Origin of the sequence: Marinomonas spartinae (assembly GCF_016461715.1) — a bacterium.
Classification (GTDB): Bacteria; Pseudomonadota; Gammaproteobacteria; order Pseudomonadales; family Marinomonadaceae; genus Marinomonas; species Marinomonas spartinae_A.
The window spans coordinates 27,796-49,424 of record NZ_JAEMUI010000029.1; the positions used below are offsets into that span (position 1 = coordinate 27,796).

Genomic DNA, 21,629 nt, shown 5'->3' on the forward strand with positions numbered 1-21,629 from the left:
TGCGACCTTTGCTTTTATGGTGCATTGTGCAAAGGACGCAAGTGGTGCATTAGGAGCGGTTAGATAAGATTATCGTATTTCATCCTGTAGATATCGAATAATGAAATGTACTTCTGTCTGATTGATGGTGTGCACCAAATTAGCGATCAAATCAAAGGTGGTGTCGGCACCAAGCTTAGACAATTCCGCGTGGGCCTGTTGAGCGAACTGACTATCTATTACTGGATCTTGATCACCGTGTAAAAAGTGTATACGTGTGTTTTTCGGTGCTTTGGTCGGTCGATTAGCTAAGCGTCCTGATAACGAGATAATGCATGAGGCTAATGGATCATCAACAATTTGCGTAGAGGATAGCGACATAATAGCGCCTTGTGAAAAGCCTATTAATGTTGTCTTATCGGCGGAGACATTGGTCTGAGCTTGCCAATATTGCACGCTTTCTACAAATCGTGGCATCGCAGTAAGAATTCGCTCAAAGCGGTTTTCTTCTGTAACGCCTTGAACAGAAAACCATTGAAAGCCCTGCCCAAAATCGGATGCATCAGGTGCTTGCACCGAAATGATAGCCGCCTGATCAAATTGTCTTGCCAAGAGCTCTCCTAACGGGGCCATACTCTCTGGTGAGGCACCGACACCATGTAGTAACAGGATGAGTCGTTCGGGTGAATGGGGCAGTTGCAGTGTCATTGACGATGTCATTCTAAGTCCTCTGCTGTTAGTAAAAGAGGTGTTTTACTAAGGTTTATTCCAAGTCATGTATTTTTATTAGTATGACATTAATCTCTTTTAACTTCATGTCACACATTGTCACATTGATGGTGTTTTATTCTTGGTAAGCCAATGTCTGAAAAGGCTTTGCTAGAAGCAGTCCTTCTGATAATTTGTCAGAGGCCACTTATGGTAACTGATTGATCAAATACAATATCGCAGAGCGTAGTATCATGGCCGAGCTTATTAAACATGCTCTCAAAGAGAAATGGTTTAAATAAAGTCGACTCTTGGCTATTGATAAACAATCTATATATTGCTTGTTTTTTTCTTTGAGGAAAGGATATTCTGCTATACATAATCATAGGGAGCTTTATGAAAAATTGGATAAAAACTCGTTATTTTATCAACAATTGGGGCTTTAAATGACCATACGAAAAAAGATCATCGCACTTTTGTTGGCTGGCGTGATATTTCCAGTCCTCATTGTATCGCTCATCGTCATCAGTCAGGTCCGCTCTGATGCTGAGACGCGATTTGAACAGCAAAGCCAAACGGAAATGGGCTACGTGGACGCCTTATTTTCCATGTATCTGAATAACTTATCAGAAAATGCGGCTTTTTTTGCTCGCACTAACGAGCTGACACAACTTACCCCAGGCAGTATTTTCAGCTACGCTGATAAGCCCGTACAAAAGATGACGCCGTTATCAAACTCACCTTTGGAAAAAAAGGCATTTGAATTAATGGATGCCTTTGGTCAAACCCACCCAGATTTAGCCTATATTTGGTTAGGCTCAAACGATAAAGGTTATTTGCAATGGCCTCAAAGCAATAGTGTCGATCACTATAATCCGTTGGAGAGGAGTTGGTATAAACTCTCCATAAACGATAACAGTGGTAAGCCTGTTCGTATTCCTGCTTATCGAGACGCATTTACAGGTGCTCCTTTAGTGGATTATGTACAACGATTCGATGGAAAAGACGGCTTTTATGGCTCCGTTGGGGTCGATGTGACGCTTAAAAAACTGACGGAGTTACTAGCAACCGTCAAATTTGGGGGCGACGGGTATGTGGTCATGGTGGAAGACTCCGGGACGGTTTTAGCTGACCCTTCTAATCCGAAGAACAACTTCAAATCCATTAACGATGCGTCCCGTCCATACAGCCAAGTGACATCGGAAAAATCACTGCAGAAAATCATCATAGATGGTCATACTTGGTTTGCCAGTATGCATATATCCCCTAAATTAGGTTGGAAATTCATCGGTTTAATCCCCAGCAGTGCGGTTTACGCTCAGGCGAATCATCTGATGTGGGTGACCATCGGTGTGGCGGCGGTGATGATTGTCATTTTTGTGATTTTGGGGATGTTATTAACCAATCTTGTTGTTCGTCCTATTAATGTCATGGCTGAACGGTTAACGAATATTAGCCATGGTGAGGGGGATCTGACCCAACGCTTAGCGATTGAGTCTAAAGATGAGTCGGCGCAAATGGCCGAAGCCTTTAATCAGTTTGTGGCGTCAATTGACGATATTGTCGGACACTCTAAAGGCTCATGCGAGAAAATTGCCAATGTTGCCCATCAATCCGAGTCATTAGCGGCAGAAATGAGTGATGTTGCTTCCCATCAAGTGAATTCGGTGGATCATGTTTCTACCGCGTTTAATGAAATGGTGGCGACCGCCAACGAAGTCGCCTCTAATTGTAACAACGCGGCAAGTGCTGCTGAACACAGTGAAACTCAGGTTCAACATGGTAATAAGCTCATTCAGCAAACCATGGACTCCCTGCGTCAGTTAGAGAGTGAGTTAAACAGTTCTAATGAGTCTATGAAGACCTTGTCAGAAGAGTCGAATAACATTGTGGGGATTCTGGATACCATCAAAGCCATCGCAGAACAAACTAACTTACTAGCTTTGAACGCGGCGATTGAGGCGGCGAGAGCCGGTGAACAAGGTCGTGGCTTTGCTGTGGTCGCGGATGAAGTGCGCACCTTGGCGGGTCGTACAGCGGAATCGACCGAAGAGATTGATAAATTGGTCAATCGATTGCAGGAACAAACGGGTATTGCTGCTAGTAAGATGGGTCAAAGTGTTATGGTTGCTAAAGGATCAGTGGATTTAGCTTCACAGACCTACACTGTGTTTGAGCAAATTTTAGCGTCAGTATTAACTATTAAAGACATGATGATTCAAATCAGTGCTTCTGCAGAAGAGCAGCACTTAGTTGCCGAAGAGATTAATACCAATGTGATGGTGATTCACGATGGAACGGTGAAGACCAATACTCTTGCGGAGCAAGTGTCACAAACGGCCTCTATGCTGAATGAATTATCTCAGGAGCTTCAAGGTATGGTGGCGAGATTTAAGTCGACTAAATTTTAGTATATCCATGGATGAAAAAAGCCCTGTTGCCCCATGGTAACAGGGCTTTTTGGTCTGTGGCGTGTGGCAGGTTCTGTGTTCCCATCAAAAAAATACTTGTTCAGTTTTCGGTTGTGGAATTCAGTCGGTACCCTATAACCTTATTAACACGGGATCAAACACGATGTTGATAGGTGGCGTTGTGTAATGGACCAAACTTTGACTGATGAGAGAAGTGCCATGTTAATCACTGATGAAAAACAAGCAGATTGTTACTACAAGGCTTTGATTGAGCGCGACCCTAGTTTTGTGGGAGCATTTTTTGTGGCGGTAAAAACCACGTCCATTTTTTGTATTGCCACCTGTCGAGCGCGTAAACCCAAGCGTAACAATGTGCTGTTCTATACGGACTTAAAGGAAACCATGGCAGCTGGTTTTCGGCCATGCAAGGTCTGTAAACCGACAGAAAACACCCATGAAGCCCCTCATGAAGTGCAAATCGCGATAAATTTGGTGCGCGATTGTCCGAAAGCGAAAATCACCGATGAGCAACTTGAACAAGCGGGCATTCGGCCTATTTTCCTAAGACGTTGGTTTAATCAACATTATGGAATGACTTTCCAAACATTTCAGCGCATGTATCGCATTAATTTCGCCTATGAAGAGCTGCGCCAAGGAAAACAAACCACGCAAACAGCGTTTGACCATGGTTATGAGTCGTTAAGTGGCTTTGGTTATACCTTTAAGAAATTGGTAGGGCGCTCCCCCAAAGCGTCATTAGAGCAGGATGTAATCTTGCTTGATCGGCTGACTACCCCACTTGGGCCTATGTTTGTGGGGGCCACCAAACGGGGGATTTGTTTGTTAGAGTTCGTCGACCGACGTATGTTAGAAACGGAATTTAAAGATCTACAACGCTACCTGAAAGCTCCTATCATGGCTGGTGTGAATGAGCATATGTTATTGGCCAAGCAGCAATTGGAGGAATACTTTGCGGGAGAACGACGTGACTTTAGTGTCGCGTTAGACACGCCTGGGACGGATTTCCAGAACGCCGTATGGCAAGCCTTGCAACAGATTCCCTGTGGTCATACCGCCAGCTATCAGCATCAAGCCTCGTTAATTGGTAACCCCAAAGCGGTGCGGGCTGTCGCATCGGCCAATGGGGCGAACCGCGTTTCGATTATGATTCCTTGCCACCGTGTGATAGGTAAAGATGGCAGCTTAACAGGCTACGGTGGCGGATTAGAAAGAAAGCGCTGGCTGCTGGATCACGAGCGTAACATGCAATGTCCATTACGCGGATCGATCCGTTATGCGGATGATGAAAGCCAAAATGCCAGCAATGGTCGCGACAGCCACTACGCCATTCCAGCCGATCAAAGCCAGAGCTTGGCTGCCCAGAACCGAACCGATGGACATGCCAATAAACATCCCAGTAAATAGCAGGGCATTGAGGCGGCCACGAGCGGCGGGATCAAGGCCGTATACCAGAGATTGGTGGGAAACCAGGGTAGCCTGTATCCCTAAATCAAACCCCAGTGCACTGACAATGATCAGCACAATTTGACCGTTTATAGGGAAATAGGGCAATAAAAACATAATGGCGAATGAAATCGTGAAAAGAGCGCAACCTATTTGTGTGACACGGGCTGGGCCACTTTTGTCCGCTAGTGTTCCCGCTAATGGGGCTGCTAATGCCCCTGCTGCACCCGCTAAGCCAAATGCTCCAGCGACAGCACTGCCTAGGCCATAGTGTGTGTGAAGCATCACCGCAAGGGTGGACCAGAAAGCACTAAAGCCAACCGATAACAGGCCTTGCGCGAATGCCGCACGACGCAGCTCATCATGGCGCTTCCATAGTGTCAGCATGGATTTTAATAATCCTGGATAGCTTAAATTGGAATGTACCTCGAATGTGGGTAAAATGCGCCACAAACTCAAGCCAATGAGCAAAATGCTTAATGCGGCCAATTGATACATAGCTTGCCAGCCCAAATATTGGCTTACCGCACCACTGATCACGCGTGATAAAAGAATCCCAACCAGTAAGCCTGTCATAACCGTGCCAACCGTTTTCCCCCGCTTAGCTTCTGGTGCTAAGTTCGCTGCTGCGGGCACGATATCTTGTGCCATGGTCGCCATGATGCCGATGGCTAAACTGGCCACTAATACGTTATTCAGGCTTGGCATAATTGAGCATAAGAACAGAGCCAATGCTAAGAGTAGGCTTTTGATGGCAATGACTTTACGTCGATCAAAACGATCTCCCAGGGGGATCAGAAACAGAATGCCTAAGGCGTAGCCGACTTGCGTGAACGTTGGAATAAACCCTGTGGCGCTGACATCGGCATGAAACGTCGCGCCAATATTACCCAGCATGGGTTGGTTGTAATAAATGGAGGCAACACTGAGCCCCGCACCGGTTGCCATGGTAAACACAAGGCTTTTGGATAAAGGGGGAGTTTGTGGTGTAGCGGCATTATCCATGGTTCTTTGCAATGACATGACGGCTTCATCTCTGAGTGAATGATTTGAATGGGAATGCGGCTATTTTTAATGTATTGGCATTATTTTGGTAGCCAGCTCATAGGTAAAACGGTTATACATAACTCGTATGAAGATATCAAAACTCGGTAGCATCGACCGTATAGAACTGATGCAAACTTATGTCCGAATTGTAGAAAGTGGCAGCTTATCGGCGGCGGCGAATCAACTTGGTACTTCCCAGCCAACCATTAGCCGACGCTTGCAGTCTCTAGAGAACCTGCTCGGTACAAAACTGATTTTGCGAACCACCCATGCAATGAAACTGACTGACGATGGGGAGCGTTGTTACCAGCATGCAAAAACCTTAATTGACGGTTGGAATGCCCTCGAAGACGACGTTAATAACGCCAAAGACGAGCCTGTTGGTACTTTGCGGGTAAGGGCGCCCCATGCCTTTGGACAAGATCAGCTTATTGTGCCGTTAGTCGACTATTTAAATCGCTACAACAATATGTCAGTGGAATGGATGCTTAACGATCATTCTCCCGACTTTATCAATGATGGTATTGATTGCGCGATTCATGTAGGGGAGCTGACTGATCCCTCTATGGTGGCCGTTTTATTGGCGGAAATACCTCGGATTGTTGTGGCATCGCCCCAATTATTGAGGCAATTCCCTGAGATTCAGCAGGTTCAGGACTTGGCTGTTTTGCCTTGGATTGCGCTGAGCACGTTTTACCGCACGAAGGTGATACTGCAAAGTGATCGTAACCATGATTTCTATCAACTAACGATCTCCCCAAAACTCAGCACCGATAGTCTGTACGCTATGCGTCATGCTCTTTTGTCAGGGCTCGGAGCAGGGGTGGCTTCTGCTTGGGTGGTCAACGATGACATTGCCGCAGGTAGTTTGGTGCATTTACTGCCACAGTGGCACGCTACTCCCTTGCCTGTGTACCTTATTTACCCTTATGCAAGCTACTATCCAGCACGTCTACGAACGTTTCTCGACATTATAAGAGACGCTATGCCAACGCTTGTCGGGACAAGGCCGCCTTCTAAAATGGGTTAGCATTTTCATTCATTGTTTTCATTCATATAGTGTTGTTCTGGTTTTAAATTATTATTTTATTGAGGCGTTTGAGCTGACTCTTTTAAATAAAACAAAAATTAATTCTGACTATTTAGTTAATTTTTTACCAAAATTTTGATAAGAAGTTACTGCCATTCATTACAAAAATCCTACAGTATGATTTAAACAAAGAGTCTACAGTATAATTGATATAAAAAATTCTAATGCATATCGAGTTTCAACCTATCCTATTTTGGATGTCGTTTTATTATAAGAATATGCTTTTTAGTAACAGGGAAGTTTGGACAGTATAGTCAATTTGACCTGAGGTGCCTCAATGTCTAAATTCAGTATCAGAGTAAAGCTGGTGGTAATAACAGGCGTCTTTTTTGCTTGTCTTATCAGTGTACTTATTTATTTATCAGCTCACTCTATTCGCTCGTTAAGCAACTTTTCTTCCAATGAGTTAAAAGTGTACCAAGAAGAACAAGCGGGGCTTTCACTTGAGTCTGCCGCTGCTGAGGTGCGATCCCAAGTGTCCAGTTATCTGGGTAATACCGCAGCGGTTGTTTCAAGCTTTGCTAAAGTTTTAGCGGATACGGCAGTAGGCAATGGCGGTGTTCCTTTTGCTCGTCAAAAAGTCAAAGATATGAACCTATCTTTACTAAAAAGTTCACCGAATATGGACGCGTTGTATGCGCAATTTGAGCCGAATGGATACGATGGAAAAGATAAAGAGTCGATGGGAACAGGGGATCATACATCATCTGTTGGTACATTAGACACTTATTGGTTAAAAGGTGATGACGGTAAATATATTTACAGTACGGGAGATCCCGCCCTTAAATATGTTCAGGATAAAGATGAAAATGGCGTTCGAGTATCGGAATGGTATTTGTGTCCGATGGACACAAAAAAAGCGTGTTTGTTAGACCCTTATTTATTTGAGCTGACAAGTGGGCAAAAAGTATTAATGACTACTTATTCAGCCCCCATTTTGGCTGATGGAAAGTTTATCGGCATGGTGGGCGCGGATATCAATTTGTCTGCGATTCAAAAAAAGCTAAATCAGCTAACCGACAATTTGTTTGGCGGTGCTGGTAATATCACTATTGTCAGTGAAAAAGGGTTGATAGTAGGATCCAGCGAATTGCCTGATGCAATTGGTAAAAACATTAACAAGACAGGGTTGACGTTTGCGGGTCAGAAAACAGGGCTAAAAAAAGGGGAAAAGCAATGGGTATACAGTGACAGTATGACCATCAACGCGGCACCCAATGTCTGGAAAATTTATGTCTCCGTTCCCACTTCTGACTTATTGGCGCCCGTGACCAAAATGTCCGGTCAACTTGATGATAAAACACAAAGCTCAATCACCTTGTTTGTTGGTTTGTCTATTGGGCTTTTACTTGTTGGGCTGGTACTGGTCTTTTTAGTTGTCAATACAGTGACCTCACCACTGCGCAGCATTGCTCTACGAATGGAAAAATTGGCCTCCGAGGAAGGGGATTTAACCCAGCGTCTCGATACGCAAAAACATTTAGAACTTATGTTGTTGGCGCAAGGGTTTAATCAGTTCACCGGGAAATTGCAGAACATGATTACTCGCCTGATCCAGCAGCGAGATGTTGTTGCCATGACGAATGATGAGTTTACCAAGGCGACCACGATTGCCCATCAGTCCACTGTCATGCAGGCAGAACAGATACATTCTGTGGTTACTGCTGTCACAGAAATGTCCAGCTCTGCAACAGAGGTGGCCACACTGGCTCGGGATAATGGACAAGCGGCGACGGACATTAGTCAGTACCTAACCGAGTCATTTGAGCTTGTTCAATCGAATCGACAAATGGTTGAAGGCCTTGCAAAACAGTTAAACGATGCCAGTAATCAAGTTGCACAAGTGTCCCAACGCAGTGATTCAATTTACAGTATTTTGGATACTATTCGAGCCATTGCAGAACAAACTAACCTATTGGCCTTGAATGCCGCTATTGAAGCTGCTCGGGCCGGTGAGCAAGGTCGAGGCTTTGCCGTGGTCGCTGACGAAGTGCGTAACCTAGCAGCACGGACTCAAGAATCAACAGAAGAGGTAGATGGGTTAATCAAAGGCTTGCAGCAGGATGTTCAATCGGCTGTGGAGTTGATTATGAAAAGCCAAGAAAATGCTCAGCAAACAGTTGCCTCATCGATTGAAAGTGCAGAAAAATTGGGTGTAGTAAACGAAAGAGTGGCTGGGATTTCAGATAATACGATTCAAGTAGCGTCTGCCGCAGAGCAACAATCGAATGTGGCGGAAGACATTAACCGGAATTTGATTGGTATCAATGAGTCTTCCGCGAAGCTTAAAGACATTGTAAGTGAACTAGAAAGCAGTAATGTCAATAGTTCTAAAGCGGTAGCGGAATTAACCGCTATTTTGTCTTTGCTAAAAGTGAAGTAATTAGCTGCTGATGGCTTCCTTTTATAAGCCTGGTATTTTCCATAAAAATGCCAGGCTTTATCATTGAGTAAGCGAGTAATTTATAGGGACCGCCATTGTCATTATATTGCTCTTTCGTTTGGGGGATTTGTCATTAACTGACGGGTTTGCTCAATAATCCAATCCGTTAGTGTTGAGGTGGGGCTTTCGATAAGCGTGACAATACCGACTTCAATAAAGCGATCAGATAGTACGTCGCTTTTAGCAATTTTTATTTGCTGAGAAAACCACTGAGCGCTGGCAATGTGCTCGGGCACAATGGCCCATCCTTGATTTTGTGTCACCAGTTCACAAATTAAGTAATAGCTGTCTATATCCCAATGATCAGGACTTAAAGCTTGTTCCCGATTCTCTCCTGAGCGATTGCATAAAACGAATTGTCGATATTGCTGTAATTGCGCCAAGTTGAGCGTGTCTTTGTCAGCCAAAGGGTGCTGCTTGCCAACAATAAGCACTTTTTTTAAATAGCCAAGCGGGTGGAGTTGTAATTTAGCGGGCAGTACGTGGTTACTGATCATTAAGCCTATATCTGCATTATGTTGGGCAATGGCGACGGCGATATCATCTTGGGAGCCATTAGTAATGACCAAATGAGTGTTGGGAAAGGTGTCGCCGAATTGGGAAAAAATAGTATGGATGGTTTCTAAAGGAAGCGCCTCGTCAATGGCAATACGTAATGAGATCGGCTCCTGACCCGCAGCGGTTAAGGCTCGTGATTCTAAGCGTAAACATTGATTCAGAATAGCTTGGGCTTCAGGCAGCATTTCTTTTCCTAAACTGGTTAGCACTGGGTACTTTGAGCGGCGATCAAACAGATCAAACCCCAGATCCAGTTCTAAATTGGAGATGGCACTGCTAATACGTGATTGTGCTTTGTTAAGCTTTCTTGCGGCAGCAGAAAAGGAGCCTAATTCGGCGGCGGTCACAAAAGCGAGCAGTTGATCAAGGGTCCAGTTCATACAGGTCTCCAGTTCAAGTGAGTTTCCAAAGCAGTTTACTGACTTAGTTATGTATCCTAAAATCGGATGGTAACTAACTTTGTTATATCTGAATTTATCATATTATTCTCCTACTTTTACGCAATGGGAGAGTCAAAATGCCAACCGTGACACCCACTCAACCACCAAAATCGGTCGCTCAGGCCTTTTGGCGCTTCGCGATTCCTTCTATTGTCGCCATGCTGGTGAGTGGTCTGTATCAAATTATTGATGGTTTCTTTGTTGGACATTATGTGGGAAGCGAAGGCTTAGCTGGAATCAATATGGCGATTCCATTATTGGGTTTGATAATGGGCTTTGGTCTTCTTATCGGTATGGGCGGCGGCAGTGTGTTGTCTCAATATCGAGGTGAGAAGAATCTTCCTGCGACACAATCAACGTTGATGACGTCTTTATTTTTAGTCGTTGGGATTGGCTTATTTGCTTCTTTGGTGTTTACGACTTTTGGGAAAAGTGGCTTGTTGTTACAAGGGGCGGCAGGGAATACCCTGATGCTAAGCTGGCAGTATGTAGAGATCATGTCTTATGGTGCGTTAATCTCCATTGGTGCCAGTGCCATGCCCATGTTAGTGCGAAATGACGATAGTCCGAACATGGCGACGCTCTTTATTGTGGTCGGAGCATTATTGAACATCGTCTTGGACTATGTCTTTTTAGGGATGTTAGGAATGGGGTTAAAAGGGGCGGCCGTGGCAACCTTGATCGCTCAACTGGCTACCTGCATTTTGTGCTTACGATATTTTACCTCGTCTAAAGCAAAAACCGTTTTATCCCTGAATCAGTTTGATAGACACATCGCGAAAAGGATCATGCAGCTTGGTTCGTCGAACTTGGTGATGTTTATCTATATGAGTTTTATCATCGCTCTGCATAATCGGTTATTTATGACTTATGGGGACACAACGCAATTGGCAGCGTTCGCCATCGTTGGTTATTTAGCCAGTTGCTATTACTTTTTTGCCGAAGGCTTGGTGAGTGGCTTGCAGCCGCCAGTGAGCTATTACTTGGGGGCGAAGCAGTACCAACGTATTATCCAAACGGTAAAGTTAGCGTTTTCAGTCACGGTAGGTTCTGGTGTCGTTGTGGTCATTGTGTTGAATCTCTTTCCTGAATTTTTCACCCGCTTTTTTTCTGGTGCTAATGGACCTTTGATTGAAGCCACCAAAGTGGGTATCCGCTTGCATTTGATGGCGTTATTTTTAGATGGCTTCTTATTTATGGCGTCGATTTACTTTGTGGCGGTAGGAAAAAGCGGCCAAGCCTTGTTTGTCTCTGTCGGAAACATGATCGTGCAATTGCCTTTCTTATTTATTTTGCCAAGGTTTTTGGGTATTGAAGGCGTATGGTTGTCTGTCCCGTTATCAAACATCGCCTTCACAATGATTGTATTACCTATGCTATTAATGAACTTAAAAGCTCTGATGAAACAGCATCATGGTGAGAACACTCGGATGATCAAAAAAGCAGCCGTGACCTCTTAAGGGGGAAGATTAAGCGTGACAGGGTACGAGAAGGTCTATTGCTCTTGATGAGAAATAACCTTTCATCGAATCAGATTACATCTTCTATTTTCGGGGGCGAAAGCCTCTTTTTTTGATCTAAGAAAGGTTATTGTCTTAACGGACTTTATTTCAACAAATTGCTTTTGTCTGTCTTGCGATGATTTTTGTCTAATTTGCTTCAGACAGATAAAGGTGGGTGGATTAGCATGAATGGCTCATAACATCAGATATTGAGGAGCAAACATGTTAATGCATCCAGAGGACAAATATTCTGCGGCTAAGATCTTGGATTTGCCTTCGCGAACTTGGCCATCAAAACGTTTAACGACGCCACCACGCTGGTGTTCTACGGATTTGCGAGATGGCAACCAGGCCCTCGCCAATCCAATGGATCATGCCAAAAAACTGCGTTTTTTTAAGCATCTTGTTGAGTGCGGATTTAAGGAAATCGAAGTTGCCTTTCCTGCCGCATCTCAAACTGACTTTGATTTCGTTCGCTTTTTAATTGATGGAAGGCATATTCCTACGGATGTCACGATTCAGGTAATGACTCAATCACGGTCAGATCTGATTGATCGGACCATGCAGGTACTTCAAGGTGTGCCCAAGGCTATCGTGCATTTATACAATGCCACAGCACCAGTCTTTCGAGAGGTTGTGTTTCAGCAAAGCAAAGCGGAAACCATCGCCATGGCGGTGCGTGGTGCCAAGCAAATTAAAGCGCTGTGCGATAAGCAACCAGACACACATTGGACCTTTGAGTACTCACCGGAAACCTTTTGTTTTACGGAGGCTGACTTTGCTTTAGAAATTTGTGAAGCGGTTGCCAGTGTCTGGCAACCCAGTGAGGATCGGCCGCTTATTTTGAATTTGCCAACCACAGTTGAGGTCAATACCCCCAACGTCTTTGCCGATCAAATTGAGTATTTTATGATGCAGTTTTCCTGTTTAGATCATATAACGGTGAGTGTACATCCTCATAATGATAGAGGAACGGGAGTGGCGACGGCTGAGATGGCGATATTGGCGGGGGCTAAACGAGTAGAAGGGTGTCTGTTTGGTAACGGTGAGCGCACAGGGAATGTGGACTTGGTCACGCTAGCGCTCAATTTCTACACACAAGGGATTCATCCGAATTTAGATTTTTCAAATATTCGTAACACGGTGGAGCTTGTGCAAGATTGCAATGAGCTGCCTGTGCATCCGCGCCATCCATATGCGGGAGAGCTAGTTTTTACCGCGTTTTCCGGTTCTCACCAAGATGCGATTAAGAAGGGGTTTGCAGCACGAGAGAAAAGCGGTTTTAGTGAATGGAAAATCCCTTATTTGCCTTTGGACCCTAAAGACGTTGGCTGCTCCTATGAAGAAGTGATTCGCGTCAATAGCCAGTCTGGAAAAAGTGGTGCGGCTTGGTTATTGCAGGAAAACCATGGTTTGTATCTACCCAGAGGGCTGCAAGTCGATTTCAGTCATAAGGTTCAGCATCACACAGATAAAACAGGACAAGAAGTGTCTATTGCTGAGTTATGGCACTTATTCCGTGATGCCTATGGCTTGTCTCAGCGGGCGTCTGCGAAGCTTATAGGTTATCAAAGTGATCATCTCGGTCAGCTTCATCGTATAAAAGCGACCTTAGATTGGCAAGGTCAACGTCAGCAAATTACGGGAGAAGCCAGCGGCTTGTTGTCGGCCTTTCTAGATGGGCTAAGAAAGCGCTTCTCTGTGTCTGCGAATATTCTGGATTATCATGAGCATACGCTAGGCAAGCAGTCTTACAGTAAAGCGGCCACCTATGTGCAACTTGAAGATGGGCAAGACGGTCAATATTATTTTGGCGTTGGTATTGAAGAGGATGTAACCAGTGCGTCGCTGCAAGCCTTGCTGAATGCTTGGAGCAATCTTATTCAAGCTCATACCGCACAGGATTCGGCCTCCCTTGCCTGTTGTAAATAATCTCGCGGAGACACGCCCACGCGACTTTTAAACATGGCACTAAATGCACTAGGACTGTCGTAACCAATGGCAAGCGCTGTCTCTAAAATAGAGTCACCAGAGGCAAGATGCTCAAAGGCACGTAATAGTCGAGAGCGTCTTAGCCACTCGCCAAAGGTAAGGGCTAACTCTTGTTGGAACTGGCGTGCGACTGTACGCTCGCTGGTGTTTAACAAAGCGGCGGCATCTGCTGTTGTCCATGGGTGCGAAATGCGCAGATTGATCTGCTGACAAAGTCGAACCAAGGTTTCAGAGTGAGGCATGGGGACATGAAATGCTATATTTTTTAAGCGTCTTAACTCATCCAAAATAAGCTCAATAATACGTTCTTCTCGGCTGCCCGTTGGTCGGTTTTCAGGAATCGACACAGCTTCCACTATTAAGGCTTTTAGCAAATCGGAAATACCAACAACCGCACAGGTGTGAGGCAGATCCGCCCGTGCTAATGGGTCCACAAACAGGGTTCTGACTTGCACTGCGCCAATGATTTTTAAACTATGTTGAATACCTGATGGAATCCAAACACCACGGTTTGGCGGTATTACCCAAATGCCCTTATTGGTTTCAACTCTTATGACACCACTTAGCGTGTGGAGTAGCTGAGCACAATTGTGGGAATGGTAAGGAACCACTGTCCCATGTGGGTAATCTTCTGCGTGGGAAATCAGTGCAGAATGGATAGTATGTTCCTTAAAAAGCATTGCATGTCCTAGAAAAATGGGGTGTTTCGTCAGTGAGGCATGGCTCCATAATAAGACGAAAAACATTGTCTAGAAAGGTTTTCAATAGGGTTTTGACAAATTCAGAAATCCCAATATACTGTATTTATATACAGTATATTGGGATGCAATTATGTCTGATTTTTCTGCCAATAAACCCATAAAAGGTCGTGGTACAGCGAGCAAGCTAGCAGGGCGTTTTGCCATTACCTTAGTGGAAGTGGACGAAAATGATGTCCCTGTCGAGGATCTCGAAACGTCATCGCCTAAAACACAAGTTCGTTACGAAACGGCCAAGACGATTATCACCCGTAATAACTCCCCGGATATTCCCTTTACCTTGTCGGTGAATTCGTATCGAGGTTGTGAACATGGTTGTGTCTATTGCTTTGCAAGGCCAAGCCACGCGTATTTGGATTTATCGCCAGGGCTGGATTTTGAAACCAAGTTAACCGCAAAGGTGAATGCGGCGGCGCTTCTTGAGAAAGAGCTTGCTCACCCGAGTTATCGTTGTGAGCCGATTGCGTTGGGAATCAATACCGATGCCTACCAACCAATAGAAAAGCAACTGGGGATTACGCGCCAGTTGTTGTCCGTGTGTTTGGCCTATGGTCAGCCTGTGTCTTTGATTACCAAAAGCACCTTGATTCTGCGTGATTTAGATATTCTCACTGAGATGGCACAAAAGCGTTTGGTGCACGTGGCAATCAGTGTGACGACGTTAGATAATCATTTAAAGCGTATTTTAGAGCCCAGAACCGCCTCAGGAAAAACGCGTTTGCAGGTGATTAAAACGTTGCGTGAGGCGGGCATTCCCGTGACTGTGCTGGTGGCACCGGTGATTCCGTTTATCAATGATCATGAGATGGAACAGATTGTTGAGGCGTCAGCAGACACTGGAGCCCAATCTATTCACTACATTATGCTGCGTTTGCCCCATGAAGTTGCGCCATTGTTTGAAGAGTGGCTGATACAGCATTATCCCGACCGAGCTTCCCATGTGTTGCAGCGTATTATGGACATGCGCGGTGGCAAGCTATACGACAGTCGCTTTGGTAAGCGCATGACAGGGGAAGGTCTGTTTGCCGATATCATTAACCAACGTTTTCATTTAGCGAGACGCAAGCATGGATTGTCTGATGAACGATTGAGTCGGCTTGATTGTTATCAGTTTACTGTGCCAGCTAAAGCAGGGGATCAGTTTTCATTGTTTTGATACATTCGATCAAATTTTTGTGGTTGTCTGTCTGGATGTGTCGCGGTAAAGTAATAGCTCTCTCTATTTACCAATAGAAGAATGTTACTAAATCGAACTTCGGGGCGGGGCGAAATTCCCCACCGGCGGTATATTACAAGCCATGCTTCGTAATCAGCCCGCGAGCGCCTTTTTCAGATGATCTCCTAAGGGAGAATGTAGGAAAAAGGGTCAGCAGATCTGGTGAGACGCCAGAGCCGACGGTTATAGTCCGGATGATAGAAGATCGACCAGATAGACTAATGCTTGATGAAAGTCGTTTAAGGCTGCGCCGTTAAATGAAGGTCATCCGGCTTTGGGATGCGTGCTTTAGGCGTCGTGTATGACGAGCGTGAAGTACTGCTTTGTTTGGTATATTCCTCATCACCCCTGTGCATCTTAATTTTAGGAGACAAACAAGATGGCAGGCACATTGTTTATTATGATCGCGTGTTTCACGTGGGCATTAGATACTCTCATTCGTTATCCCCTTTTGAGTGCGGGTTTTTCCACTTTACAGATAGTTCTGATGGAACATCTGACCTTGGTGTTGGTCACCAGCCCGTTATTGTTGCGTCACCGTTATGCCTTTCGGCATCTTTCACGCACCTCGTTTGGCTGCTTATTTTTTATTGGCGGTGTCGGGTCGGCGTTGGGCACTTTGGCGTTTACCCAAGCTTTTCACTACCTCAACCCGACAGTGGTTATTTTGCTGCAGAAACTGCAACCCATCGTCGCGATTTTACTGGCTTATTTTTTCTTAAAAGAGCGTATACGTGGGCATTTTGTGCGCTGGGCGGTGGTGATTTTAGCGGGGAGTCTTGTCATGATGTGGCCAGATATTCATTCCCTTGGTAGCGCTCAGTGGCACTATACCAATAACAATATTGATATTTTAAAAGGCTATGGATTTACCTTAATTGCTGTCGCCGCGTGGGGCGCTGCTACCGTATGTGGTAAGTACCTTTCTTACCAAGGGGTGCCAGCCAATGCCATCCTGTCAGGACGCTTTTTATCCGGTTTGTGTGTACTGGTGCCTTTAGCCATGATGATGCCGTCTAGCCTAGTGGCCATGCCCATGACGAAAGTCGGGCTTGTCGTGGTGATGGCATTACTCAGTGGTCTGATTGGTATGTGGTTTTATTATCAGGGATTAAAATCCGTCCCCGCGCAATTTGCTACCTTGGCAGAAATGTCGTTTCCTGTGTTTGCGGCAGGTATTAACTGGTTGTTTTTAGATATGAGCTTAACCAGCTACCAGATTATTGGGGCGATCATGTTAATTTTGGGGAATGTGGGCTTGCGAATGAAAGAGCTAAGAACAGCAGAGCTAAGGCCAGCGATTCAATAATCACTGCATCGTCTTTCTAAAAGGTCTGATTACTTAGGTATCAGGCCTTTTTTTAATTCTAAAAAAGCGGCTAGAAGTTCAAAAGAACTCCAAGCCGCAATAGATAAAATATCTTAACGGCCTAAGCGGCCAATCTCTCTGAGGGGTGATGGTTCTGACGAATCTGAAGGCGATCAAAAGTCTCAACGGCCTAAGTGGCCAATCTCTCTGAGGGCAGACAATGTAATTTCTAAGGCAATTGCCTTAGGGTCTCAACGGCCTAAGCGGCCAATCTCTCTGAGGGGCCGAGCGATTGCGTTCACGAGTACCGGAAAGATATTGTCTCAACGGCCTAAGCGGCCAATCTCTCTGAGGGAGCGCAACTGACTTTAGCTGGCTTATGAACTGTGCCGTCTCAACGGCCTAAGCGGCCAATCTCTCTGAGGGTAAAAACCTTAGAGTTGAACTTTTAAAGCTCAACTGTCTCAACGGCCTAAGCGGCCAATCTCTCTGAGGGATTTTGATCAAATCGATGTTTCGAGAGTTTCATAGTCTCAACGGCCTAAGCGGCCAATCTCTCTGAGGGAAACTTGGATCAAAACGGCTCTTTTGGAATATTCCAGTCTCAACGGCCTAAGCGGCCAATCTCTCTGAGGGAAGCTTATTCTGCATTGGAGGCTTCTAGCTTTAAGTCTCAACGGCCTAAGCGGCCAATCTCTCTGAGGGCCTCGCGGAAGTGAAAAAAGATATCGGCAAGTTTAGTCTCAACGGCCTAAGCGGCCAATCTCTCTGAGGGTGTCAGCAAGTGGGTTAACAAGAATATCATCGAGTCCAGTCTCAACGGCCTAAGCGGCCAATCTCTCTGAGGGTCTGCCAGGGGTTAATGGAGGCAGCGTTGCTGAGTCTCAACGGCCTAAGCGGCCAATCTCTCTGAGGGTTTCAAGTAATGGCTTGGGTCAATTGGCCCAATCGTCTCAACGGCCTAAGCGGCCAATCTCTCTGAGGGATGGAAAGACTAGAAAAAACCGCTAAAAATCTTAAGTCTCAACGGCCTAAGCGGCCAATCTCTCTGAGGGATTCAAAAGTGAACCTTGGTGCTGATGGCACCTTGTCTCAACGGCCTAAGCGGCCAATCTCTCTGAGGGGGAAGGCTCAGAGCTTGTTGGCTTAGACCAACAATGTCTCAACGGCCTAAGCGGCCAATCTCTCTGAGGGGCAGAAATCTGCATCATCAGTCGCCAACAAGATGGCGTCTCAACGGCCTAAGCGGCCAATCTCTCTGAGGGGAATCCATCCTGGTATAGACGACAAAGGCAACAACGAGTCTCAACGGCCAATCTCTCTGAGGGAGTGCCCTCTTTTTTCTTAACGATTTCAATCAGTTATAAGCTGATTTTCCCCGCCCTCAAGTTATGCACAAGAGGGTTCCTTAAAAATAGCGAAAAAGGCATAAAAAATCAAGCTAACTTATTGATTTTTCATCTATTCCCGCCCTGTTGGCTATAAACCTTTAGAAGACTAATTCTAATTGCTTGTTGTTAAAGAGCATTTAGTGGTTATCCACAAAAATAACGTTTTTATAATACAAGGGCGGCAGGGAAGCTGGCAATAGGGTTTCCCCAAACATCATGACTTTGCTGCCGTGACTCTCTATTTAACCAATAGAAGCGTACGCTATCATTTTCTTCGGCATATTGCGTGCATTTTTGACGTAAACGTTCGAGGTCATCTTTGTCCTTAACACTGATTTCGAATACCGAATATTGCACACGGTCACCATAGGTTAGTAATAACTCAGATAGTTTGCGACGATTTTTATCGTCCTCAATGTCGAAGCAAGCCAAATAGACTCTCATTTTATTGGGCTCCATGGATCAAATCGTTGTTGCGTTTTGCAGCTTAGGGCGAGCCTGTATGACTGGTTGCGTATTTGATTCAATAAGTTACCTTCTGGTTGTTTGGATGAGCGAGTCAGTTGTATGAGTAATTCATTGAGCAAGGTTTTACGGGCGGCGCTGCTCATCTGGCAGCCATTTTCGGTGTTGGCAAAGTCGTCTGGCTTGATTTGGCTGCGGCTAATTAAGGTGAGCACCACCCGCTCTACCAGATAACGCCAAGGCTCCATTAGATCCGATGCCAAGGTGTGATGATTGCCATGGCGTTGGTGGAGTGCCCCTTGCCAAGGGTATAAACCAACCGTGCGGTTAATGCTGTCTACTAGGCTGTATAGGAAGCTATAACCAAGGGATAGCATGGCGTTTACTGGGTCTTTGGGCGGTCGGCGGTTGCGTCCAGTGAAGCCCCATTCTTCAGCAAGATAACGTTTGAAAAAAGACCAGAGCAGTTTACTGGCTTGGCCTTCGTAACCACGTAGTTGATCTAGATCGCTCACATGCGTGAGTTTTTTGGCAAAACGCTGAAGTTTGTTGAGCTCTGGGGCGGTTTTGTCTCTACGGCTGATGACGGCTTTGATGCCAGCGAGACGGCCCTGGATCAAGTCTTGGCTAATTTGTAAGGCGACATCTTGTTGTTGTAAATATTGGGTTTGTAATAACCAAAAATCAGCCCCTAAATGGCTAGGGGACAATCCAGCGGAGACGCCTTGATAGTGTCCAAAACCACTGGCAAAGTGTATGGCAACACCCGCTTGCATGGCGGCTTTTAGGGCCGGTGTGGTGATGTGGTGAGCCCCAATCAGTAGAACCGCACTTAATCCCTGCCAAGGGTAGCTGTGTGTTTGTTCGTATTGTTCGACGATCAGACGCTGCTTTTGATGGCTGAGCATGGCGATCTCCCCCGCGATGATGAGTATGGTGCCCATGCTGTCGCGCTCGCCGATGGTGTGGTCTGGCTTTGGTTGGGACTTTTGTATTACGGCGGGTAGGATGTGTTCTGTCGCTTGCTCTTTAATGATTTCTCGATTGGATTCAATGGCATAGCCATCGATGAAAAAATACCCCAAGTAGCGAAAACCTTGTTTGGACTCAACAATGCGGGTTTTGTCTGGGTTGATGGCTAGGCCATGTTCGCTAAGGGAGCGATGTATGTCGTCCAGTGCTGCGGTGGCTTCTGACTGAGTTTTAAACAGTAGGACAAAGTCATCCGCGTAGCGAATGATGTTATGGCCTTTTTCTAGCATGTCTTGGTCAAGGTCGTCTAATAGCAAGTTGGCTAACAAAGGGCTAATTGGCGCGCCTTGGGGGAGCCCTTGATGGCGTGCTGTTACTGTGTCGTCGGTGTCTTGTTTGTTCGCACAAACCCATTGCATGATTAAAGGGACTAGAGGTTCATTAGGAAGCAGCAGGGTTAGGCGTTGTTGAAGGTTTAGCCAGTTGACACTGTCAAAAAAGCTGCTGATGTCACTCTCTAAAATCCAGTGGTAGCCTTGCTGAATATAGCGATTGATTTGATCTCGTGCTTGCAGGCGAGAGTGGCCTTTACGGTAGCCGTAGCTGTGTTTCATCCATAGGGACTCTAGGGTTTGGCCTAGGCGTTCGGTAACGGTTTTTTGTAAGGTTCGGTCGTGCCAGCTGGGTACCGATAGTTGGCGTACACCACCATCCGGTTTGTCTATTTCTACGGGTTGTAACGGGCTGGGTTGATAGTTGCCTTGGAGGATTTTTTGTCGACTGTTTTGCAGTTGTTGAAACAGGGAGTCAATGGCGAGCTGATGTTCTTCATCCGTTTCGTGTTGTTCGATGTCATCTCTGCGTGGGTACATCTCTTGGCAGGCGGCAAACAGTTCAGCATCACTCATGCATTGTTGCAACAGGGTTGTCGCCGCTTGTGGACGAGGGTAGCTGGTTATGCCGTAGGCGTCTTGGAGCTGGTATAATCCCATACCAAAGGCGCGGTTTTGTCCAATACCGATATATTGCCCTAATACGATTAAGGCGAGTAGATCGGCCGGGAAGTCCTCTGGCAATTCGATTTGCAGCTGAGCAAGCATGCCGCTAGCGTCTTTTTTGCCATGGTTTTTGGCGCTAGATCCTTGAGTGTTAGGTGGTTCACTACTTTGGTAGTCATTGTTTAACCAAAAAACCAAGGCGTTATGTAGCGTGGCAGCAGGCCAGTCTTGGCGCTGTAGCCGCTCGCCACTGTAGCGCTGATAAAGGTTGATGAGCGTATCGGTCAGTCGTTGGGTGAGCAGTTCCCAACTGAGCTGATGTTTATCCCGACAGTATCGCTGTTTGCCTTTTCGTAGTAGGTTGTCCGATGGGTTGGTTTTGGCTGCTTTTAGGCGGGCGGGTGTGGTAAAGACGAATTTAAATACGGGCGTTTTTGCCCATAGGGCAGTTTCCAACGTGAGGTCGTTGATGTCGTAAGCACTCAGATGTTCGATCTGAGTCACTTGATGGTGGTCAAAACTGTCTTCTAATTTTTCTAGTGTCAAATTATCGCCAAAGGGGCCGTTATTACGGGCTTTGGCTGGCACGCTTTCTGGTAGTTTTTGTAATCGGTCAAATAAGGTTTGTAACAGTTCTTCTCCACCTTTTATAACCACAAGGCGAAAACGGTAGTGGTCGCCCTTTTGGTAATGGCTGTGAGCGTTTTCCAGTGGTTCGATCACTATACAGTCGCTGAAATGTTCCGGACTACCAGCTAAATTTCTTAGCCAGGCATGCAGGCCAACATGGTGTAAAAACCCCGGCTGGCTGTTGTACAGCCAGCGCAGGGTCACTACTACACTGCGCAGAGGCAGTATGGCTTGAACCAAGGGAGAGTCGTGCATT

The 21,629-nt window shown here is 45.8% G+C and carries 13 protein-coding genes, 1 pseudogene, 1 CRISPR repeat array and 1 riboswitch; of the genes and pseudogenes, 8 read left to right on the forward strand and 6 right to left on the reverse strand.

Annotation, left to right across the window (positions count from 1 at the left end):
* Nucleotides 1–69 precede the first annotated feature (69 nt).
* Nucleotides 70–699 (reverse strand): esterase, encoded by a 630-nt coding sequence (gene ypfH / locus JHD45_RS20210; RefSeq protein WP_199478285.1) that lies wholly within the window; start codon nucleotides 697–699, stop codon nucleotides 70–72.
* A 434-nt stretch (nucleotides 700–1,133) separates the two neighbouring features.
* Between ypfH and JHD45_RS20215 the strand changes: the two genes are divergently transcribed.
* Both JHD45_RS20215 and JHD45_RS20220 read left to right on the forward strand, forming a co-directional pair.
* The gene (locus JHD45_RS20215; protein ID WP_199478286.1) at nucleotides 1,134–3,098 is read left to right on the forward strand and encodes a methyl-accepting chemotaxis protein; all 1,965 of its coding nucleotides are present in this window, start codon (nucleotides 1,134–1,136) and stop codon (nucleotides 3,096–3,098) included.
* Nucleotides 3,099–3,284: 186 nt separating this feature from the next.
* A complete protein-coding gene (locus tag JHD45_RS20220) occupies nucleotides 3,285–4,523 on the forward strand; it encodes a bifunctional transcriptional activator/DNA repair enzyme AdaA (protein ID WP_233407963.1) in 1,239 nt (412 codons plus the stop codon).
* 90 nt (nucleotides 4,524–4,613) lie between these two features.
* Here the strand turns inward: JHD45_RS20220 and JHD45_RS20225 are convergent.
* Nucleotides 4,614–5,585, reverse strand: a pseudogene (locus tag JHD45_RS20225) (MFS transporter); the annotation flags it as partial.
* Nucleotides 5,586–5,694: 109 nt separating this feature from the next.
* Here JHD45_RS20225 and JHD45_RS20230 point away from each other — a divergent pair.
* Together JHD45_RS20230 and JHD45_RS20235 are read left to right on the forward strand one after the other, a co-directional pair.
* Entirely contained in the window at nucleotides 5,695–6,639 is a 945-nt protein-coding gene (locus JHD45_RS20230) for a LysR family transcriptional regulator (protein ID WP_199478287.1), read from the forward strand.
* 337 nt (nucleotides 6,640–6,976) lie between these two features.
* Nucleotides 6,977–9,082 carry a methyl-accepting chemotaxis protein gene (locus JHD45_RS20235; RefSeq protein WP_199478288.1) on the forward strand — a complete coding sequence of 702 codons (2,106 nt, stop codon included), beginning with the start codon at nucleotides 6,977–6,979 and terminating at the stop codon, nucleotides 9,080–9,082.
* Nucleotides 9,083–9,183: 101 nt separating this feature from the next.
* Here JHD45_RS20235 and JHD45_RS20240 read toward each other — a convergent pair whose 3' ends face one another.
* Nucleotides 9,184–10,080: a LysR family transcriptional regulator gene (locus JHD45_RS20240; protein WP_199478290.1), complete on the reverse strand. Its 897-nt coding sequence runs from the start codon at nucleotides 10,078–10,080 to the stop codon at nucleotides 9,184–9,186.
* Nucleotides 10,081–10,217: 137 nt separating this feature from the next.
* Between JHD45_RS20240 and JHD45_RS20245 the strand changes: the two genes are divergently transcribed.
* Nucleotides 10,218–11,600: an MATE family efflux transporter gene (locus JHD45_RS20245; RefSeq protein ID WP_199478292.1), complete on the forward strand. Its 1,383-nt coding sequence runs from the start codon at nucleotides 10,218–10,220 to the stop codon at nucleotides 11,598–11,600.
* Between the two features lie 264 nt (nucleotides 11,601–11,864).
* Nucleotides 11,865–13,574, forward strand: coding sequence for a 2-isopropylmalate synthase (gene leuA / locus JHD45_RS20250; protein WP_199478293.1), 1,710 nt, complete (start codon nucleotides 11,865–11,867; stop codon nucleotides 13,572–13,574).
* Here leuA and JHD45_RS20255 read toward each other — a convergent pair.
* On the reverse strand, nucleotides 13,532–14,314 hold the full coding sequence (locus JHD45_RS20255) for an AraC family transcriptional regulator (protein WP_199478294.1): 783 nt from the start codon (nucleotides 14,312–14,314) through the stop codon (nucleotides 13,532–13,534). The genes leuA and JHD45_RS20255 overlap by 43 nt on opposite strands.
* Nucleotides 14,315–14,465: 151 nt before the next feature.
* On the opposite strand from JHD45_RS20255, the gene JHD45_RS20260 reads away from it, so the two are divergent.
* Complete coding sequence (locus JHD45_RS20260) at nucleotides 14,466–15,548, forward strand: PA0069 family radical SAM protein (RefSeq protein ID WP_199478295.1); 1,083 nt, start codon at nucleotides 14,466–14,468, stop codon at nucleotides 15,546–15,548.
* A 91-nt stretch (nucleotides 15,549–15,639) separates the two neighbouring features.
* Nucleotides 15,640–15,818, forward strand: a riboswitch (FMN riboswitch).
* A 169-nt stretch (nucleotides 15,819–15,987) separates the two neighbouring features.
* Nucleotides 15,988–16,917 carry a DMT family transporter gene (locus JHD45_RS20265; protein ID WP_199478296.1) on the forward strand — a complete coding sequence of 310 codons (930 nt, stop codon included), beginning with the start codon at nucleotides 15,988–15,990 and terminating at the stop codon, nucleotides 16,915–16,917.
* 110 nt (nucleotides 16,918–17,027) lie between these two features.
* Nucleotides 17,028–18,182: direct repeats of the CRISPR family, unit length 35 nt; unit sequence GTCTCAACGGCCTAAGCGGCCAATCTCTCTGAGGG.
* A 291-nt stretch (nucleotides 18,183–18,473) separates the two neighbouring features.
* Here the strand turns inward: JHD45_RS20265 and cas2 are convergent.
* Together cas2 and cas1 are read right to left on the reverse strand one after the other, a co-directional pair.
* Nucleotides 18,474–18,752 (reverse strand): CRISPR-associated endonuclease Cas2, encoded by a 279-nt coding sequence (cas2, locus tag JHD45_RS20270; RefSeq protein ID WP_199478297.1) that lies wholly within the window; start codon nucleotides 18,750–18,752, stop codon nucleotides 18,474–18,476.
* The gene (cas1, locus tag JHD45_RS20275; RefSeq protein ID WP_199478298.1) at nucleotides 18,749–21,628 is read right to left on the reverse strand and encodes a CRISPR-associated endonuclease Cas1; all 2,880 of its coding nucleotides are present in this window, start codon (nucleotides 21,626–21,628) and stop codon (nucleotides 18,749–18,751) included. The genes cas2 and cas1 overlap by 4 nt, the downstream gene beginning before the upstream one ends.
* Between the last annotated feature and the right edge of the window lies 1 nt (nucleotide 21,629).

Excerpts from the sequence above, each read along its gene's own strand:
- ypfH (WP_199478285.1), bottom strand. The coding sequence starts at position 699 with ATGACATCGTCAATGACACTGCAACTGCCCCATTCACCCGAACGACTC.
- JHD45_RS20215 (WP_199478286.1), top strand. The coding sequence starts at position 1,134 with ATGACCATACGAAAAAAGATCATCGCACTTTTGTTGGCTGGCGTGATA.
- JHD45_RS20220 (WP_233407963.1), top strand. The coding sequence starts at position 3,285 with ATGGACCAAACTTTGACTGATGAGAGAAGTGCCATGTTAATCACTGAT.
- JHD45_RS20230 (WP_199478287.1), top strand. The coding sequence starts at position 5,695 with ATGAAGATATCAAAACTCGGTAGCATCGACCGTATAGAACTGATGCAA.
- JHD45_RS20235 (WP_199478288.1), top strand. The coding sequence starts at position 6,977 with ATGTCTAAATTCAGTATCAGAGTAAAGCTGGTGGTAATAACAGGCGTC.
- JHD45_RS20240 (WP_199478290.1), bottom strand. The coding sequence starts at position 10,080 with ATGAACTGGACCCTTGATCAACTGCTCGCTTTTGTGACCGCCGCCGAA.
- JHD45_RS20245 (WP_199478292.1), top strand. The coding sequence starts at position 10,218 with ATGCCAACCGTGACACCCACTCAACCACCAAAATCGGTCGCTCAGGCC.
- leuA (WP_199478293.1), top strand. The coding sequence starts at position 11,865 with ATGTTAATGCATCCAGAGGACAAATATTCTGCGGCTAAGATCTTGGAT.
- JHD45_RS20255 (WP_199478294.1), bottom strand. The coding sequence starts at position 14,314 with ATGCTTTTTAAGGAACATACTATCCATTCTGCACTGATTTCCCACGCA.
- JHD45_RS20260 (WP_199478295.1), top strand. The coding sequence starts at position 14,466 with ATGTCTGATTTTTCTGCCAATAAACCCATAAAAGGTCGTGGTACAGCG.
- JHD45_RS20265 (WP_199478296.1), top strand. The coding sequence starts at position 15,988 with ATGGCAGGCACATTGTTTATTATGATCGCGTGTTTCACGTGGGCATTA.
- cas2 (WP_199478297.1), bottom strand. The coding sequence starts at position 18,752 with ATGAGAGTCTATTTGGCTTGCTTCGACATTGAGGACGATAAAAATCGT.
- cas1 (WP_199478298.1), bottom strand. The coding sequence starts at position 21,628 with ATGCACGACTCTCCCTTGGTTCAAGCCATACTGCCTCTGCGCAGTGTA.